This window comes from Arthrobacter sp. FB24, from assembly GCF_000196235.1.
Taxonomy (GTDB): domain Bacteria; phylum Actinomycetota; class Actinomycetes; order Actinomycetales; family Micrococcaceae; genus Arthrobacter.
In genome coordinates this window covers 3,011,563-3,030,588 of sequence record NC_008541.1, presented here as the reverse complement: position 1 = coordinate 3,030,588, position 19,026 = coordinate 3,011,563, and the positions used below count along the sequence as shown (strand labels likewise).

12 protein-coding genes are annotated in these 19,026 nt (G+C 62.8%); 8 read left to right on the top strand and 4 right to left on the bottom strand.

Going from position 1 to position 19,026, the window contains the following annotated elements:
• Positions 1 to 6: 6 nt before the first annotated feature.
• A complete protein-coding gene (locus ARTH_RS13700; protein ID WP_011692538.1) occupies positions 7 to 1,476 on the top strand; it encodes a sensor histidine kinase in 1,470 nt (489 codons plus the stop codon).
• An 83-nt stretch (positions 1,477 to 1,559) separates the two neighbouring features.
• On the opposite strand, the gene ARTH_RS13695 is transcribed toward ARTH_RS13700, so the two are convergent.
• Positions 1,560 to 1,808, bottom strand: coding sequence for a WhiB family transcriptional regulator (locus ARTH_RS13695; protein WP_003804966.1), 249 nt, complete (start codon positions 1,806 to 1,808; stop codon positions 1,560 to 1,562).
• A 240-nt stretch (positions 1,809 to 2,048) separates the two neighbouring features.
• Between ARTH_RS13695 and ARTH_RS13690 the strand changes: the two genes are divergently transcribed.
• Positions 2,049 to 2,504 (top strand): hypothetical protein, encoded by a 456-nt coding sequence (locus tag ARTH_RS13690; protein WP_011692537.1) that lies wholly within the window; start codon positions 2,049 to 2,051, stop codon positions 2,502 to 2,504.
• On the opposite strand, the gene ARTH_RS13685 is transcribed toward ARTH_RS13690, so the two are convergent.
• Entirely contained in the window at positions 2,461 to 6,513 is a 4,053-nt protein-coding gene (locus ARTH_RS13685) for an FtsK/SpoIIIE domain-containing protein (RefSeq protein ID WP_043429896.1), read from the bottom strand. The genes ARTH_RS13690 and ARTH_RS13685 overlap by 44 nt on opposite strands.
• Positions 6,514 to 6,711: 198 nt before the next feature.
• On the opposite strand from ARTH_RS13685, the gene glf reads away from it, so the two are divergent.
• From glf to ARTH_RS13660, 5 genes are all read left to right on the top strand, one after another.
• A complete protein-coding gene (glf, locus tag ARTH_RS13680) occupies positions 6,712 to 7,899 on the top strand; it encodes a UDP-galactopyranose mutase (protein WP_011692535.1) in 1,188 nt (395 codons plus the stop codon).
• On the top strand, positions 7,896 to 9,911 hold the full coding sequence (locus tag ARTH_RS13675; RefSeq protein ID WP_011692534.1) for a glycosyltransferase: 2,016 nt from the start codon (positions 7,896 to 7,898) through the stop codon (positions 9,909 to 9,911). The genes glf and ARTH_RS13675 overlap by 4 nt, the downstream gene beginning before the upstream one ends.
• Positions 9,908 to 10,789 carry an ABC transporter permease gene (locus ARTH_RS13670; RefSeq protein WP_011692533.1) on the top strand — a complete coding sequence of 294 codons (882 nt, stop codon included), beginning with the start codon at positions 9,908 to 9,910 and terminating at the stop codon, positions 10,787 to 10,789. The genes ARTH_RS13675 and ARTH_RS13670 overlap by 4 nt, the downstream gene beginning before the upstream one ends.
• The gene (locus ARTH_RS13665; protein WP_011692532.1) at positions 10,790 to 11,515 is read left to right on the top strand and encodes an ABC transporter ATP-binding protein; all 726 of its coding nucleotides are present in this window, start codon (positions 10,790 to 10,792) and stop codon (positions 11,513 to 11,515) included. It begins immediately after the preceding gene.
• A gap of 110 nt (positions 11,516 to 11,625) precedes the next feature.
• Positions 11,626 to 13,773, top strand: a complete 2,148-nt coding sequence (locus tag ARTH_RS13660) for an acyltransferase family protein (protein WP_011692531.1) — start codon at positions 11,626 to 11,628, stop codon at positions 13,771 to 13,773.
• A gap of 3 nt (positions 13,774 to 13,776) precedes the next feature.
• Here the strand turns inward: ARTH_RS13660 and ARTH_RS13655 are convergent, their stop codons facing one another.
• Complete coding sequence (locus ARTH_RS13655; RefSeq protein WP_011692530.1) at positions 13,777 to 15,774, bottom strand: DUF6541 family protein; 1,998 nt, start codon at positions 15,772 to 15,774, stop codon at positions 13,777 to 13,779.
• 56 nt (positions 15,775 to 15,830) lie between these two features.
• Positions 15,831 to 16,694: a glucose-1-phosphate thymidylyltransferase RfbA gene (rfbA, locus tag ARTH_RS13650; protein ID WP_011692529.1), complete on the bottom strand. Its 864-nt coding sequence runs from the start codon at positions 16,692 to 16,694 to the stop codon at positions 15,831 to 15,833.
• 83 nt (positions 16,695 to 16,777) lie between these two features.
• Between rfbA and ARTH_RS13645 the strand changes: the two genes are divergently transcribed.
• Positions 16,778 to 18,982 (top strand): acyltransferase family protein, encoded by a 2,205-nt coding sequence (locus tag ARTH_RS13645; protein ID WP_011692528.1) that lies wholly within the window; start codon positions 16,778 to 16,780, stop codon positions 18,980 to 18,982.
• Positions 18,983 to 19,026 lie beyond the last annotated feature (44 nt).

Here is a 19,026-nt window from a genome sequence, read left to right as displayed (position 1 = left end):
GGTGTAGTGGCAATCTTTACGGACCCCATCAGGGAACATGCTGATTTCGGGCCGGGGGATGCCGAGTGGCTGCACCTCCTGGTGGGCGACTGGCAGATGGTCGCCGACCTCGCATTCGCTGACCTTGCCTTGTGGTTTCCGCATCCTGAGTTTGGTTACGTGGCTCTGGCCCACGTCCGCCCCTCCACCACGCATACGGTGTTCCACACCGACTTCGTGGGGGAGGGGATCAGGTCGGATCTGCAGCCCTTGGTTGACAAGGCCTGGAGCAGCCGGACCATTGAGCGCTCCAGCGAGACCAACTGGAGCAGCGACATGGCTCTCCGGGTTGAAGCAGTTCCCATGGTCAGAAACGGCCGGACGCTCGCTGTGGTGACCACGCACATGGACTTGTCCAGTTCACGGATGCCGTCAAGGCTCGAACTGACCTACCGGCAGTGCGCTTACGACCTGCTGCGGATGGGTACCCTCGGCCTGTGGCCCGACTTTGCTTCGCCGACCGGATCCCGCCGCGGCGCCCCGCGGGTGGGCGACGGCCTGATTCGGCTCGACGCGGACGGAATCGTGCAATATGCCAGCCCTAACGGGGTCTCGGCGTTCCGGCGCCTTGGTGACGGTGAATCCCTCGAAGGCAGGTCCCTGGCAGAAGTCACAGCAGGATTGCTGCGGGACCGTCGCATGGTGGACGAAACCCTGCCGCTCGTCGTGACCGGCAGGATGCCGTGGCGCAGCGAAATCGAATCCCGGGGAGTCAGCCTGTCGCTTCGGGCCATTCCGTTGCGGGATGAGCAGCAGCGGTTCGGGGCTCTGGTGCTCTGCCGTGACGTTTCTGAACTTCGGCGCCGGGAAATGGAACTCGTCACCAAGGACGCCACCATCCGCGAGATCCATCACCGGGTGAAAAACAACCTGCAGACCGTGGCGGCGCTGTTGCGGATGCAGTCGCGCCGGATGGTCAGTGATGAGGCCAAGCAGGGCCTCGAGCAGGCCATGCGACGAGTCGCAACGATTGCCCTTGTCCACGAGACGCTTTCCCAGGGGCTGACGCAAAGTGTCGACTTCGATGAGCTGATTGGCCGCCAGTTCCGTCTTTCGGCTGAAGTCGCTTCACCCTCGCAGCAGGTCAAGACAGCAAGATCCGGGCTGTTCGGTGAGCTCCCCAGCGATTTCGCCACCCCGCTTGCCCTGGTGATCAACGAGCTGGTGACGAACGCCGTCGAACATGGCTTGGAGGGAAGGACCGGAACTGTCTGGCTGCTGGCCGACCGCTCGGAGGGTGATGACGGAGACGAGTTCCTGACAGTTACTGTTGCCGATGACGGAGTCGGCCTGCCGGAGACACCGCACGTCGAAGGCCTGGGATTGCAGATCGTCCGGACCCTTGTCACGAGCGAGCTCGGCGGGAGCATCCAGTGGAAACCCCGTGAGGGCGGGGGCACTGCCGTGCAGATTGTCTTAAACCTGCAGAATCGATGAGGCAAGACCCTTAAAAGGGAGGGGCCGCGGACTGTGAAGTCCGCGGCCCCTCCCTTTTGGCCCGGAGGCCGAAATCCCGGTGGTCAGGAAGCCCGACGGGCGCGTGCAGCGCGGCGCTTGAGGGCCCGGCGCTCGTCTTCGCTCATTCCGCCCCAGACGCCGGCGTCCTGTCCCGATTCGAGTGCCCACTGGAGGCAGGTGTCCACCACAGGGCAGCGGCGGCACACACTTTTCGCTTCCTCGATCTGGAGGAGAGCAGGCCCGGTGTTTCCTACTGGGAAGAAAAGCTCCGGGTCCTTGTCGAGGCACGCTGCGCGGTTACGCCAATCCATGCTGATCAGTCACTCCATTCCTGGGAACTCGTTGGAAGCATCTTGTGAAAATATTCACTAGAGGCTACATAAGAAAGGGACCCTGCCGGGTCCCCTTGGTCATCTGAATTAAGCGTGTCATGTTAACGCTGTGTAAACAAGGGGTAATCGTCTAAGAAGTGCCTCTTAAGCGTGAGCGATACGTCACATAGGTCGCCAGCGCCCTCCCCGCTAACCGACTATGTCCGGTATGGTGCCAGTGTGTCAAGAGCCCCAGAGAACCACGCCGGCCCCGATTCCGTCTCCCCGGGAGCCCGGGCCGCGCGGCCCCCGGCGGTCACCGTGCTGTCCCTGATCGTGGCCGTGGAAGCCACGGCGCTCCTCGTGGCAGCGGGCTGGTACGCCATTCAGTTGGTCACAGGGGCGCCGGTGCTTTCGTTTTGGGGAGCTGTGTTTACCTTGGCGCTCCTGCTGTCCTTTGCCGCCTGGCTCTACGCTGTTGGATATTTCCTCTTCCGGGGATTCCGGTGGCCCAGGGCAGGGGCCCTGGTGGCCCAGTTGTTTGTCTTGACGATTGGATTTCCGACGCTTAGCGGCGGCTACATTGCCGCGGGAACCGCCATGGTCATTCCGGCAGTCACTGCAGTGGTGTTGTTGTTCAACAAGAGAGTGATCAGTTTCGCGTCGCGCGCCGGCGGGGCGCCTCCCGCCCTGTGACCTGCGCGTGCGTACCGGGTCCGGCCGCCAGCTGCACGGGAGTTGTCCGGCCCTCGGCAATCAGGACGGCCCGCCCGGGGAGCGGGTTGGCCTCCACTTCGAAGCGGATGCCGAAGAACTCGCCGTCCATGATGTTCCGCGGCGCGATAAGGATTCCAGTGCCTTGGCCGCGGGCGTGTGCAGCCAGCGGCACCCGCTGGCTGAGTGTCGGGCTAAACCCCGCCGTCAGCATTATCGTGAACCCCAGACCGTGCAGGGCTGTGAGGTGCCGGTTCGCTTCCGGTGTCTGCATGTCGGCATCGTCCACGAGCAATATCGAGTCGTTGTTGGGACCTCCGGAATCAGCGCCGGCCAGTACGTCCGCCCAGTAGTTGGCGGGAATATCCCGGGGTCCGGGAAAGAACCATCCGGGAACATCAGTGTTCAAGGGCGGAATGGCGGCAAGAAGGGAACTCTTGCCGGAAGATGGGCCTCCCAGAACCGGCAAGACGCTTCCCGGTGGCAGACGGACAACCGCCGGGTCAAGTTCGTCACCGCCGACGCCGATGAATATTTTGCGGTTCTTGTTTACGCTACCGGCATCCGCCTCCCGGTTTCTCGGGCACGTTGAGAGGGTCCCGACACGGGCCAGGACATCGGACACGCTCACACGCGTCGGGAGCGCTTCGATTCTGAACGGCCGGGCGGCTGGCTCCCTCACCGCGGCCGGGCTTGTCATTCCCGCCAGGGCCGCGGCATAAAACTGGGCTGCCGATCGCTGGCTGCCGGTGAACGCTCCGAATACGACTGCCCGTCCGCGGACCGCTGCGACGTCCGGCAGCCGCGGCCAGGCAAGTCGGCCCTCCTCCGTGGAGCCGGTGGGAAAGAAGGCCCGGTTGGGGACGGACGCGAAGTATCGCGACGTTACTACTTCCCGCTCTCCGGCAATGAGCACCGTCACGCCCGCCTTGGCACCGTCCCGGACGATGTCCTGGACCAGGTCTTCCGCCCAGGCCAGTGGCCCGGCCCTAAGCGATGAGACCCACGAACCCCAACCCGCAAGCACCAGCACGATCGGCGGCCGCACGGCCTCCGCGGGGCGGCTGAGCCGGAGGGACAGCTCCAGTGCAATGCGTTCCAGGATCCTGACGGCGCGGCGGAGTTCGTGAAGCCCTGCCGCGGCACCCACCCGCGGCATGGAACGGACGAAGCTGAAGGAGTTTCCGGCGTCGAGCAGGTAGACGTGCGACTCCACGTCATGCGCGATCAGCTGCTGCAGCGTCAGCTCCAGGGCTTCGTCCACCCCGCTGCCCGCTGCGCCGATGAGGGCCAGATGCCCATGGCCGGACGGTTGCCATACCAGCCGGGAAACGCGCTGCCGGCCGGGCTCGTCCAGTAGACCTAGTTGCACGGACCAGCCGCCGGGATCGGATGTCCCGTCCGCGCCGGCGCCGGGAAGGGACACCATCGATGGCAACGGCATGGCCACGGGACGACGGGGCGCGATGCCTCCCATGCCGTCCCAGAGTTGCACCAGCGATGTGACAACAGGACCGGCTGCCCGGGCCGGAGAGGGCGCCGGCGCAGGGGCTGCCTGCCCGGCCGGGTCAGTTGGGGCCGCCGCCAGGGCCTCCACAGCGCCGCGGACCCGGACCGTGGAAGCACCCAACGCAGCTTCGGCGCCGGCCAGGGACGCCGTCTGGAACTCGACGGGATCCTCCATCCCGCGGGCGAAGTAAGCCCGCCCGGGGCTGGACAGCGGAATTCCGGCGGCGACCCTGGAATTGATGATGTCTACCGATTCCATCTCCGACTGGACGCGCAGCGCAATGCTGGTGGTGACGTTCGCACGGATGTCCGCCGTAAGCGCCCCTTGGGGTCGCTGTGTGGCCATGATCAGGTGGATGCCCAGCGACCGTCCAATCGCTGCGATTCGCATCAGTTCCTTCAGGGCTTCGGGGGCGTCTTCGACGAGCATTCGAAATTCGTCGATGATGAGGACCAGATGCGGAAGCGGGCCGGCTGGGGAGCCCCCGGACCTGTAGCCCGCCAGGTCCGGGGCCTGCGCGGCGGAAAGCAATTCCTCCCGGTACCGGATTTCCGCGCGCAGGGAAGTCAGCGCGCGTTCCAACTCGTGCCTGGTGAGGTCTGTGAGCATGCCCACGCAGTGGGGGAGGCCCGTCAACGGACCTAGCCCCGAACCGCCTTTGAAGTCTATAAAGAGGAAATTAATCCGATCCGGCGGGTAGCTTAGTGCAAGTCCGGCCGCCAGGCTGCGGAGGAGTTCGGACTTCCCGGAACCCGTGGTGCCGGCCACCAGGAGATGCGGGCCGTCCAACTCAAGGTCCAGCATGCGGGGACCCTGTGCCGCCATCCCGATGGGAACGGAGAGGCCCGGACTCCGGCGGCCGACGGCCCAACGAGCCAAGGTGTCAGCGGCGGAACCCGCAAGGACGTCGGCCAGGGAGCAGTTCTGCGGGACGGCCGGCCCGGAACTCGGACCGGGCTCAAACCACGGCGCCATGCTTCGGCAATATCGGTCGAAGAATATTTCCGGGACGAAATCGGGGACGAAGTCCGTCGCGGAGTCCGCAACGCACACCCGGGCGGCGGGGCCACCCAGTTCGATGAGACTGCCTGATGCGGCGGTACCGGCCTGTGTGCAGTCGAGGACCTGCCAGCCGCGGCTGATCGCGGCGGCAGACATGCCTGGAAGTCCGGCGGGGCAGTCGACGCCATCGGTCAGTATCAGTACGCCACGTTCATGGTCCCGGTCTATACTGCGCTCCAGAAGGTGTGAAGTCGTTCGCAGGTTGGACGAAAGCGTTACCGGCGTCAGGAAGCGGGCGGCCAGTGGGAGGGAAGAGGGTGACCCGTGCACCAGGATTCGGGTCCGCGCCGAAGACCGGCAACTTGTGAGCTGCATGATCACAAACCGGATCAGGCCGGCGACGTCTTGCTGCGGGCCACGGATAAATGTGAGGCCAGGAAGCTGAAGGATGACGGGCATGAGCCCCGCAGTTGGCGCCTCGAAGTCCGGGTCGGCCGGATCCAGGCTGATGTTGGCCAGTTGCTCGGCCAGCCCGAGCCGCACGGCGATGTCGTCGGGAACGGCCGGTCCTGCCGGTGGACCGGAGTGGTCGCTTTGCCCCCTGAGAACGAGTTCGGCCGCCGACGGCGCGGACCGGCGTCGTCGTTCGACGTCTTTTTCAACGGCGGCAGCGATCAATGACCTGAGCCGGCGCCGCTGGCGGCGGCCGGCCATCACGGGAACGAGGACCGAGAGCGCAGAAACTGCTGTAAAGGCCAGAAACATCCACATCCCGGTGATGACTGCCAGACCCACGCCGATGAGCAACGGCAGTGCCACGGTGAGGAGCAGGACGCCTCTGTTGCCGCCTTCCGGCCGATGCGGAACTCTCAGTGGCTCGGCCACACTGGCTCCGGCGGCCTGCCACTCCGGAAGCCGGCGTGCCGGACCGGGGCCGAACACGATGGACAGCGTCGAATTCCCACAGCTGATGAGTGAGCAGGTCGAAACCGAAGCCTGCGCCACCAGCTTTCCATCCACGAAGGTCCCGTTGACGCTGTTTAGGTCGGCGATGGTGACAGCCGTATCCGTGACGTCCAACCTGGCGTGCTCGCGAGACAGGGCAGCATCGGGAATGGCGATTTCGGTGCCCCTGCGGCCGATCCGGTACGTGCCGCGCCGCAGGGGCACCACCGTCCCCGCCGCCGGACCGCTGTGTACGGCGACCAGCAGCGTCGCGGTCCTTCCGCCGCTGGCTTCAGGAGGCCCTTCTCCGGCACCGTCCACGATAACGGCCCCGTTGACGAGCGGCGGGGTGCCCACAATGAGGCCGGACAACGGAAGGCCGGATACGGACAGTTCCCCCGTGCCGTAGTCCCGCTCCAGGGCTTGTTGCAGTACGAGGCCGGCACCCCCGGACGGGGAGTCAATAGTGAGTTCGAGCGGGGGACCGGCACTGCAGGCATCGGGCCCCCGGACCAGGGTGCAGTGGAGCGTCATCAGGTGCTTTCCGTTGGGAATGAGTCGGTTTCTGCCCAAGCTACCGCCGGGCACCGCCGCGGGACATCGGCCGCTATGGCGTATGTGGATAAGCCCGCCCTGGGCCCGGGATTCACTAGTGGCGGCGTAGTCTCGGGTAGGCTAGAGCAGCAGCCAATGCACAACATTGGGCTGCCCGCATTCGAATCAGGAGATTTTGTGACCGCTGACCTCGTCATCGTAGGGTCGGGCTTTTTCGGCCTGACAATCGCAGAACAGGCCGCCACTGAGCTTGGCTTGAAGGTCGTTGTCCTCGACCGCCGCCACCACATCGGCGGCAATGCCTACAGCGAAAAGGAAGAGCAGACCGGCATCGAAGTGCACCGCTACGGTGCGCACCTGTTCCACACGTCCAATGAGCGTGTTTGGGAGTATGTCAACCGGTTCACGACATTCACGAACTACGTGCACAAGGTCTATGGAGTCCATAAGGGCGAGGTGTACTCCCTGCCGATCAACCTGGCCACGATCAACCAGTTCTTCCGCGCCAACCTGACGCCGGGACAAGCCAAGGCCCTCATCCAGGAGCAGGCCGGCGAGCTGGCGGGCACTGATCCCCAGAACCTGAACGACAAAGGCATCCAGCTGATCGGCCGGCCGCTGTACGAGGCGTTCATCAAGCACTACACGGGCAAGCAGTGGCAGACAGATCCGAAGGACCTGCCCGCGGGGATCATCTCCCGCCTCCCGGTGCGCTACAACTACGACAACCGCTACTTCAACGACAAGTACGAGGGGTTGCCGACCAACGGCTACACCGCGTGGATCGAGAAGATGGCTGAGCACCCGAACATCGAGGTCCGGCTCAACACCGACTTCTTCGACGAGTCGCACGAGTACAGCAAGAACAAGGTCGTCGGCAACATCCCGGTGATCTACACGGGGCCGGTCGACCGGTACTTCGATTTCTCGGAGGGCGACCTGTCCTGGCGGACCATCGACTTCAAAGAAGAAGTGCTCGACGTCGGCGATTTCCAGGGAACGTCGGTGGTCAACTACAACGATGACGACGTCCCCTATACGCGCATCATCGAACCGCGCCACTTCCACCCGGAGCGCGACTACCAGACTGAAAAGACAGTCATCATGCGGGAGTTCTCGCGGGCAGCTGTGAAGGGCGACGAGCCGTATTACCCGATCAACACCGCCGCCGACCGCGAACGCCTGCTGAAGTACCGCGACCTCGCGGCTGCGGAGCAGGACGTTCTCTTTGGCGGACGGCTGGGCACGTACAAGTACCTCGATATGCACATGGCAATCGGCTCAGCCCTGACCATGTTTGACAACCAGATCCGGCCGCATTTTGAGGGTGGCGCAAAGCTTGAAAGCGGAGGCGTAGACGCATGAGTGTCTCAACCGAAAGCCCGAAGGGCACCGACAGCCAGGAGTCCAGTGAACAGCGGTGGGACACGCTCCAGCGCGTAATCCTGCCGAGTTCCAGCCAGATGGACACGGTCCCGTTGTACATGGACATGGGAACGGCCACGGGTGTCCAGCTGCCCACGGTCGGGGATCGTGACGGCAAGGCAAGCAAGCCGCAGGCCTTCAGCAGTCCCACGAAGGAAGCCCACGTGGAGGACTTCCTGTCCCGTTTCTCAACGTCCGTGCGGTCCGGGGAACGTGTCTCCTTCGGCAGTTACTTCAACGCTTTTCCTGCCAGCTACTGGCGGCGTTGGACCAATGTCGAGAAAATCCGGCTTCATGTCCGCACCCAGGGTGCCGGGTCCGTCATCGTCTATAAGTCCAACGCCCGCGGATCACTCCAGCGTGTGGACACCCGCAGGGTTGAGGGAATCGCGGAGAACTTCTTCGATCTATCCCTGGCACCGTTTGGTGACGGCGGCTGGTACTGGTTCGACCTCGTGGCCGGCTCGGAACCCCTCGTCATGCTGGACGCGGAATGGCAGGGTCCTGCAGCGGACACCCAGCCTGGTTCGGTGACGCTGCAGATCACCACCCTGAACAAGACTGATTTCTGCCTCAACAACCTGCGGCTCCTCGCTGAGAACGCCGAGGCGCTGGAGCACGTCAAGGAAATCCTGATCGTGGACCAGGGTTCGCAGAAGGTTGCGGAAGCGGAAGGCTTCGCGGAGGTCCGTGACTCCCTGCAGGGCAAGCTGCGGATCATCAACCAGTCCAACCTCGGCGGCTCGGGCGGTTTTGCGCGCGGCATGTTCGAAGCCGTGGAAAACGGCAGCGATTACGTGCTGCTAATGGACGACGACATTGTCGTGGAACCGGAAAGCATCATCCGCCTGCTGACGTTTGCGGACCGCTGCAAGACGCCGACCATCGTCGGCGGACACATGTTCGACCTGTACAACCGGACCGTGCTGCATACTTTTGGCGAGATTGTGAACCCCTACCGGTTCCAGCCGTCGCTACAGAGCGAAGAGATGATCCTCGGGCACGATTTCATGTCTTCAAACCTCCGGCAGACGTCCTGGCTGCACCGCCGCTGCGATGTGGACTACAACGGATGGTGGATGTGCCTCATTCCCACGAAGGTGATTCGCGAAATCGGGCTTTCACTCCCGCTGTTCATCAAATGGGACGACTCCGAATACGGTCTTCGGGCGAAGGCCCACGGCTTCCCAACGGTCTCGCTGCCCGGCTCCGCAGTCTGGCACGTGTCCTGGATCGATAAGGACGACCTTGTGGGCTGGCAGGCGTACTTCCATGCACGCAACCGTGTCATTGCTGCGCTGCTGCACAGCCCCTATGAACATGGCGGACGCGTGGTCCGGGAATCCCAGTACATCGACGTCAAGCACTTGGTATCGATGCAGTACGCCACAGCGCACGGCCGCGGCTGGGCGCTCGAAGACATCCTGAAGGGCCCGGAGGCCCTGCGGGAGCTGCTCCCGTCCAAGCTGCCGCAGATCCGGGAAATGATGTCGGGTTACTCGGACTCCGTCGTGCGCCCGGACCCGGATGACTTCCCTGCACCGAAGATGGACAAGCCCCCGCGCCGGGGTCACGGAATCTCGCAGCCGTCCAAGGTATCGCTGCTGCCGTGGGCCGCCAAGACTGTCATCCGGCAGCTTGCCGCTCCGGTGAGCGGTTCAAGCGCGGAGCGGCCGCAGGCCACCGTGGCCCACCAGGACAACCGCTGGTGGCGGATGGCTCAGTACGACAGCGCAATAGTGTCCAACGCTGAAGGAACGGGCGCATCGTGGTACCGGCGGGATCCGAAACAGCTTCGAACGATGCTGGCTGAAAGCGCGCGCCTCCACTCCCAGCTCCTGCAGAACTGGCCGGCACTCAGCAAGAAGTACAAGGCCGCAATGAACGACCTCACGTCGATTGAGTCCTGGAGGAAAACGTTCGAGCAGCACACTCAGAACGAGATCAAGTGAGCGCAACCAGTCCAGGAGAACTAACCACGCCCGGACTGGGCGGCGGCCTGCGGGACCTTCGCCAGTCGAGCTTCCTGCTCAAACTCCTGGTACGGAAGGAACTCAAAGTCCGCTACCGCGGATCGGTGCTTGGACTCCTCTGGTCCTATGTGAAGCCGGGCGTGCAGTTCATAGTTTTCTATGTGGCCCTGGGTGTCTTCCTCGGACTGGAACGCAGTCCGAGGAACCCTGAGGGGCTGTCCAATTACGCCGTGTACCTGTTTTCGGGCATTGTCCTGATTAACTTCTTTTCGGAGGCGTTGGGTAACGCGGCCCGGTCGATAGTCAACAACGGGAACCTGATCAAGAAGATCTACCTTCCCCGCGAGCTGTTCCCCGTGGCGTCGGTGTGGGTGTCCGGCGTCCACTTTTTCCCGCAACTCGTGGTGCTGGTGGTTGGCTGCCTCTTCGCGGGGTGGCACCCGGACGTGTTTCAGCTCCTTGCCGCCGTCGCAGGCTTTGTAATTGTCGGCCTGCTGGCTACGGGTCTGGGGCTGTTGTTCGGCGCCGCCAACGTGTATTTCCGCGACTCCGAGAACCTGGTGGACATGCTGCTGATGGTGGCCACCTGGGCTTCACCGGTGATGTACGCGTGGACGATGGTGCAGGAGAAGCTCGGCGCAGCGGCTTTCGCTGTTTACCAGGCCAACCCGGTGACCATCGGCGTGGAACTCTTCCACTATGCCTTCTGGTTCCCGACGACGGACGGCTCCGCTGCCGTCCCTCCGAATCTCTTCAGCCTTTGGACGCCGGTGGGACTGGGCATTGCCCTGTTGGTCCTGGTCCTGGGCCAATTCACCTTTCGGCGGCTCGAGGGCCGCTTCGCGCAGGAGCTGTGAGTGGTCAACGCAATCGAAGTCTCTGACATCAGCAAGCAGTTCGTGCTGCGCCATACGCGGTCCATCAAGGAAGCGGTCGTCTGGCTCGCCAAGGGACGGAAGGGTGACCTGTCGGAGAAGTTCCATGCATTGAAGAACGTCACGCTGGAGGTAAAGACCGGCGAGACCGTTGCCCTCCTGGGACTGAACGGCTCAGGCAAATCTACTCTGCTTAAGCACATTTCCGGGGTCATGCTTCCGGACTCCGGCACCGTACGGACTCGGGGCCGCGTAGCTGGACTCATCGAAGTGGGTGCGGGATTTCACCCCGATCTTTCCGGCCGTGACAACGTCTACCTCAACGGCGCCATCCTGGGGATGACCGAGCAGCAGGTCAACGACCGCTTCGACGACATCGTTGAGTTCTCCGAGACTGGCCAGTTCATCGACACCGAGGTTAAGTTCTACTCCTCGGGCATGTATCTGAGACTGGCATTCTCCGTTGCGGTCCACACGGACCCTGAAGTGTTCCTCATCGACGAGATCCTGGCCGTGGGTGACGAGCCTTTCCAGCGGAAATGCATTGACAAGATCCAGGAACTCGCACGTAACGGAAAAACCCTCGTGGTGGTCAGCCACGACCTGGACCTCGTGTCCCGCATCTGCGCCCGTGGAATCCTGCTGGAGCATGGCAACGTGAAGTTCGACGGTTCAATTCACGACGCCGTCGCGTTGCTGCGCGCCTAGGCAACAGGCCGGCGGCGCCGTCGCCTGAGCAGTATCGGTTAATCATCCGTCCCTGACGGAGCGTCCAGCAACGGAGCGGACAACTATCGCTCTTACCCGGAAGGATAGTTGTGCCATCTCTACCCGCGGCCGTCCCCAACGCGGCACCGCTTGCCCCAACCCGCCCAGCGCCCAGACGCGACATCCAGGGCCTTCGAACGGTGGCGGTGGGTCTGGTCATCATCTACCACATCTGGCCGTCGGTGATGCCCGGCGGTTTCGTAGGCGTGGACGTCTTCTTTGTAATCTCAGGGTTCCTGATTGTGGGATCACTCGTCCGCGAAATTGAAGCCACAGGACGGATCGCTCTCTGGAGTTTCTACGCGAAACGAATCAGGCGTCTGCTCCCGGCCGCAAGCCTGGTCCTGGTGGCAACGCTCGCAGGGACGGTGCTGCTGCTCCCGCAGAGCCGATGGCAATCAATCTCTTTTGACGTGGTCATGGCCGCCCTGCAGGTCCAGAACTGGAACCAGGCTTTCGGCTCCGGCAGCTACGAGGGGGCCACGGCCCTGGTCTCTCCGGTCCAGCACTACTGGTCACTGGCCGTGGAAGAGCAGTTCTACATTTTCATTCCGCTGTGCTTGATTGCAGCTGCATCCTGGGCAACAAGGACTCGAGTGTCAAAGAAGCAGCTGTGCCTCTTTGTGCTCATTGCACTGTCCGCGGCGTCATTTCTGCACAGCGTCTTGTTCTCGGCATCGGACCACGACGTTGCCTATTTTGCCACTACTACGCGCGTGTGGGAACTCGGGCTCGGCGGTATCTTCGCGCTCGTCCTGCCTCGGTTCCAGCCGGGGGAGCGCTTACGGGCGCTCCTTGGCTGGGCCGGACTGCTGGCTGTTTTCGGGTGTGCTGCGACGTTCTCTACCACCATGGCGTTCCCGGGTTATGTTGCACTGCTTCCCGTCCTGGCCACTGTCCTGGTCCTCACGGCGGGAACACCCCTGGCAACTGGAGCCGCGCCGGCCGCTGTCCACTCGATCCCGACGAAGGTCTGCAGCTGGTTTAGTGCCTCATCGCTGCTCTCTACCGGCCCGGCGAAGTACCTCGGTGACATCTCCTATTCCCTTTATCTGTGGCACTGGCCGGTGGTCGTTTTGTACGTCTTTCTACTGGGACGGGAACCGGGGGTCCTGCATGGCTCCGCGATAGCCGTCATCAGCCTGCTTGCGGCAGTGGCGTCGTACTACCTGGTCGAGCAAAGGTTCCGCCATGTTGGCCGGCAGCGGGCCGTTGTGGTTGCTGAGGGAGTTCGGACGCCGCGTGGCCACCGCAAGTCCTTCGTGCTGGCCGCCGGGCTGGTGGCGGCAACCACGCTGACGGCGCTTGCTCCGTGGGGCATCGTTGAGGCGAAATCCCAGCAACTTAACGGTGCCCTCAACCTTCGCGAGTATCCGGGAGCGATGGCGCTCGACCGCGAGCGGCCGGCGTCGGTTCCCTCGGGACTTGACGTGCGGCCGGAACCTGCCGTGGCGATGAAGGACGTTCCCGTGACGGGCGGGAACGAGTGCGGAGCGTTCGACCCCGCGAAGATGGGGGAGGACAAATGCCGCTACGGCCGCCCGGATGCCGGGAAGACCATGATCGTTGTTGGTGACTCGCACGCGGGGCAACTGGTGGATCCGTTGCTGCTGGTGGGGGAACAGGCCGGATGGAACGTCCGTGCGATGGTCAGGAACGGCTGCCCGTTTTCCCTCGCTCCGCCTGAATCCGCAGACACGGTCTTCCATAACTGTTCCAATCAGAACCGGGAGACGCTGGGCCGTATCCTGCGCATCAAGCCTGACCTGGTAGTGGTCTCGGGCATGACGCCGTCAGGCTACGACCGCGCCCTGCAGTGGGGATGGAAGGACCCGGACGCGCTGGTCTCGGGATACGCGGGTCTTCTGAAGCCGCTCCGCGACGCGGGAATCAGGGTCGCCGTCGTAATGGATATTCCGTATCCCGACTTTGCCGCCCCTGACTGTGTGCAGGCCAACGGGAGCGGCTCCGATGCCTGCGTTCTCCTGCAGCAGGCGGGCGACCGCCCGGATGATCCACTGCCTGCGGCTGCGGCGAGGGTGCCCGGTGTGGACGTGATCGACCTTTACCCGTACTTTTGCACCGATGGCCGGTGCCCCTCTGTCATCGGCAATGTGATGGTCTATCGGGACAACCATATGACTAACAGCTACGCCAAGACGCTGGCGTCACCGTTGGCGAGGATGCTCCAACTCTAAAACTCAGTAGCAGGCGGTTACTTTGAAGAGCTTGGCGTCACCGTGGCGGGCAAGCAGTTCAAAGCCGGGCGTCGCGTCAGGAATTTGCAGCCCTACAAAGCCGTGGTTTCCGCCGTGGACTTCGCGCGTACCGAAATCAAGCACATAGCGGACGTTGTCCGCGCGGGCGGCTTCGCAGACGGAAGGATCGGTGCCGGCCTCCCGCAACTTGTCATTTAGCAGCTCCGTGGCCTTTGTATACGTAGTGAGCGTGTGCTTGGACGTGGTGTTGCGGTCGGCCATGGCGAAGGCCATTGCACCTCCGGTCCACGGGTTCACAGCGATGGTTGCGTCGGCTGGAACATACTCGTCCAGCTCGTCGATCAGTGTCATCTCGTCTGAACTGACCAGGGCGGAGTCCGGCGTCGTCGAGTAGTTGACCTTTGCTGACTGTATGGAAGCGGCGAGCGGGACAGTTTGGGTGACCAGAACCAGGCCGAGGACTGCGAGCGGCACAACAGCGGAGACCATGAGGCGGGACTTCCGGATCCCGGCAGTTAGGAACCGCAGCGAGTCGCGGTGCGTCACCCAGACGTGCTGGAGTCTTCCGACGAGCCAGCCTGCACCGGCGGCTGCCAGCGGGACCGCGGCAACAGGCAGGAGAGCCGCGAGGCGGTAACTGTCGTTGTACCAAACTCCGGTCAGCGTATTGCGCAGCCATCCGGTCGGACCGGCAGAGACCACAATGAAGAGGGCAGCGATGACGGCAAACGAACCAAGGAGCCAGATCCGCTTGTGGCGGCGGCACAGGACCACGACGCCGGTGATCAGCAGGATGCTTACCGCCCAGGCAGGCGGACGCTGCATTGCAGAGTTGGTGAGGATTTCGCCCACGGCCTGGCCCGGCGTCTGGAAGGGCAACCAGGTTGCCGCCGCGGCAGGCGGACGAATGTACTTCCACATCACAGCGACCACGCCGAGAATCCCGAGCAGACCGGCTCCCATAAGGAGGGTTCCACGGTGGCCGTGGCCGTTCCTGTATCTTGCCACCGAGGACGCGGCAAACGACACCAGCAGGATAGGGATTGACAGCGCCAGCAGGGACATGAGCCCGTTTGGATGTGCCAGGGCAACTCCGATTGCGGCTACCGGGGCCAGGATGTACCGGGCTATGCCCATGAGCCCGGGAGCGTCGCTGACGCCGAAAAAAATGCTGACGCATGCAAGGGCGGCCGGAATCATGCTGACGGACAGGAAGTTCGGGTACAGCACCCCAAAGTCCAGCAACAGCAACGGGAATGATCCAAAACCTGCGGCCAGCACGCCCGCGGCGGCGACTGCGTAGGCGTTTGGCCCGATGACTGTCCGGGCCAGGAACATGCAGCCAGCGGTCCATACAGCAGCCGCAACGGAAAGGTTGACGACATTGACTGCCACACTGATGGGGGTCCCGGTCAGTTGGACCAGGAGGGAGGCCAGCCCGTGCCACGCGGCCGGGTAGAAGTAGGGCGGGCTGTCTCCGCTGGTCATGCCAGAGAGTGTCAGGGACGACGCGTTGCCCGTGTCCAGAATGTACCGGATCGCGTTGAGGTGAAATACGTTGTCGAACGTTTGGGAGATGTTCTCCGGCCTGCCGAAAGCCCGGTGGAGTTGCAGGGCGATTGCTGCCGAGCCCGCGAGGAAGCCCGCGGCGGAGATTACGTCCGACTTTCCCGGCCTACGCAGTGCCCAACGCGCGCGGGGCGATTCGCTGGCCCCAGCGCGGCGAGCCCGGAGCTTGCGGACTCCGAAAAGCACGCCTGCGACAAGGACAGTGGCGACCGCGACCGGAAGGACGGACCAGCTAATGCCCAGATAGGGCGCCACAATCGCAGTGACCGCTACGATGCTCACCGTCAGAACCGGCGCAACGGCGAGGTAGGACCAACGCTGCAGCCCGAGTCCGGCAAGCACCAGCGTGCCCGGTGCAAACAGCAAAACCAGGCACGCCAGAACGACGGGCACGGTAGCAAACCAACTCATTGAGACTCCACTCGAAAATACGACGGCGGTAGTCCCGCCAGCTGGCCGGAGATGCCCTAGTTCTCCAAGAGGCCCAGAAGGTAGCTTCCGTAGCCGCTCTTGACCAGCGGTTCAGCACGTTCGCGGAGTTCGTCGTCAGTCAGGAATCCCTGACGCCAAGCGATTTCCTCGGGAGCGCCGATCTTGAGTCCCTGTCGATTCTCAACTGTACGGATGAAGTTCGAGGCGTCGCTGAGGTCATTGAATGTCCCGGTGTCCAGCCAGGCTGTGCCGCGCGGGAGGATCTCCACCTGAAGATCGCCGCGCTGCAGGTAGGCGCGGTTCACATCGGTGATCTCGAGCTCGCCGCGCGGGGAAGGCTTGAGGTTCCGGGCAATCTCGATGACGTCGTTGTCATAGAAGTACAGTCCGGGAACGGCATAGTGGCTGCGCGGCTTTTCCGGCTTCTCCTCCAGCGAGAGGGCTTTGCCATCGTCGTCGAACTCAACGACACCGTAGGCTTTCGGATCATTGACCCAATAACCGAAGACCGCGCCGCCTTTGATGTCGGCGTGGCGCCGGAGCTGGGTGCCCATGCCCTGGCCGTAGAAGATGTTGTCACCGAGCACCAGGGCGACAGTCTCGTCGCCGATGTGGTCCGCGCCCAAAATAAACGCCTGCGCCAGGCCGTCAGGAGAGGGCTGCTGCACGTAGGTAAGGTTGATGCCGAACTGCGAACCGTCGCCAAGCAGTCGTTTGAACTGATCTGCGTCGTGGGGAGTGGTGATGATGAGGATGTCGCGAATGCCGGCAAGTATGAGCGTGGAGAGCGGATAGTAGATCATCGGCTTGTCGTAAACAGGAACGAGCTGCTTGCTGATGCCGAGAGTAATCGGGTGCAGCCGGGACCCAGTTCCGCCAGCCAAAATAATTCCACGCATGCTCCCCATCCTCCCGTACCGAGGGCCGAGACGCCAAACCAGTTAGGACGGCTTGGTAGGCTGGACTGACCCAGAGACCCAATATGAGCGGAATAACTATGTCTTCAGCACTGGCTGTCGGGGCGCGATCCGAGGCGACCAACCCTCCAACCGGTCACCAACGGCGTCTGGACATCGAGGGCCTTCGGGCGATCGCCGTCGTAGCCGTTGTTCTTGACCACCTCGTGCATTGGCCTCATGGCGGGTTCGTGGGCGTTGACATCTTCTTTGTCATTTCCGGCTATTTGATCTCAGGTATTCTCCTCCGGGAAGCCACGGCGACTGGCCGCATCTCATTCCGCCAGTTCTATATCAGACGGATGAAACGCATCCTGCCAGCAGCGGCCCTGGTGCTATCTGTCACGGTGACCGTTGCTTACGTGGTCTTTTACGGGGGACGTGCTTCATCCATAGCAGGCGACGCGTTTTGGGCACTCCTGTTCTCGGCAAACTGGCGTTTTGCTGTGCTCGGGACTGACTACATGAATTCTGGCTCTTCCGTCTCGCCGCTCCAGCACTATTGGTCGTTGGGGGTGGAGGAGCAGTTCTACATCTTCTGGCCTTGGATCATTCTTGGCGCGTTGTACCTTGCTCGGCGGCTCCGCTCCAATCCGCGTGGCGCGGTAGCAATCCTTGCGTCTGCCGTTGGATTTTCACTCTTGCTGTCGTTTGCTTTCGCGCTTTGGGAGACCCAGACAAATCACACAGTCGCCTACTTCTCCACCTTCTCCAGAAGCTGGGAACTGGGGGCGGGTGCGCTTTTGGCCGTGCTGACGGTGTCCTTTAAGGGCTTGGTCTATCCTCTGCGTGTGGCCCTCCTCTGGCTTGGTCTTGGATTGTTGGCTGCCTCCGCCCTGCTGATCAGTCCTGAAACACCCTTTCCAGCTCCGAATGCCTTGTACCCGGTGCTTGGGACCTGCTTTGTCATCCTCGCAGGAACCGGGAAGCAGTCCGCAGCCTACAATCGGATGGCTTGGACCCTGACAAATCCCGTAAGCAGATACATCGGTAAGATTTCATATTCCCTTTATCTCTGGCATTTTCCGGTAATAATCTTCCTCTCCACGTTCGTCCCTGCGGATTCGAAGCGTTTCTACGTTTTTGCCGTAGTACTGATGTTGGTCCTCTCGATCGGGTCATTCAAGCTGGTCGAAGATCCGATTCGTCGGAGCAGTCTGGGCAACGCTCGGGTCGGGGAACCGGGCCTGCAACAACGCCGGAGAAGGTCGATTGCGGTTGTAGGGATCTTCGCAGCGCTGCTCATTGCTGCACCCCTGACTGCGTCTGCGACTCTAGGGCAGCAGCGGACGGCTGACACAGGTGGTTCGCCAGATGGGACGGGTAGCCAGGCATCGACCACAGCCACAACGGTTGAAGGGCGGCAGGAGCAGTTAAGTTCGGCATTAGGTGCGGAAGAATGGCCCGGGCTGGTCCCCGACCCTGCGACGATGGGCGCCGATGGCGCTCTGGCCAAGCCTCTCGAGTGGGTGCAAGATGGCTGCCTTGGTGGTGAGCTCTCACCTTTGGCGCACGAAGAGGAAGTCACTGCTAACGCCGCCCGGTGCATCTACGGAAGCGAGACTGCGTCGAAGTCGGTGATAGTTTTCGGCGACTCAACAACGATGAGCTTCGTTCCGGGCATCCGCAAGGCTCTAGAGGACCAAGACGTCAAGATCTACGTTTACACTGTCGCCGCGTGTTCCCCGACGTTAGTACCAGCCGGCCAAGATGCCTCTGCTGAGGAGTGCATCCGCTTCAAAGCTTGGGTCCAGGACGAGATCCGAAGGCTGGAGCCGACCACGGTCGTGTCATCTTTCCTTCGTAATGACGGGCATCTTGCGAGCAAAGCAGTTGGAGCCGAGGCCGATGCCGAGTGGCAGCGAAACATTGCGTCGATGGCCGAATACGTGACCCGCAACGGGGCGCGCTACGTCTTGCTTGAGGCGCCGGCGCCGGCAAAGGCAGAACCGAGCCTGTGCATTACGCGGTTCAGCGCGCCAGATGACTGTGTCACTGATCGAGCACCCACGTTCGACAACCAGAGCGATGTGGAGAACCGAGCGCTTGCCAGCGTAGGACAGGGCGCTCTCTATGTGCCAACCAAGGACTGGTTCTGTGTCGATGGCCGGTGCCCGGCCTTCATTGGGAACACGGCACTTTATGCAGACATCAACCACATCAGTGCCCGGGCCTCGGAGGAACTGGCGCCGCTAATGGCCAGTGCACTGCTGAAGGGCATCCGGGGCTGATCTGTACCGGCCGTTCTCGGAGGTTTCCTTGGCGGGCGAGGTTC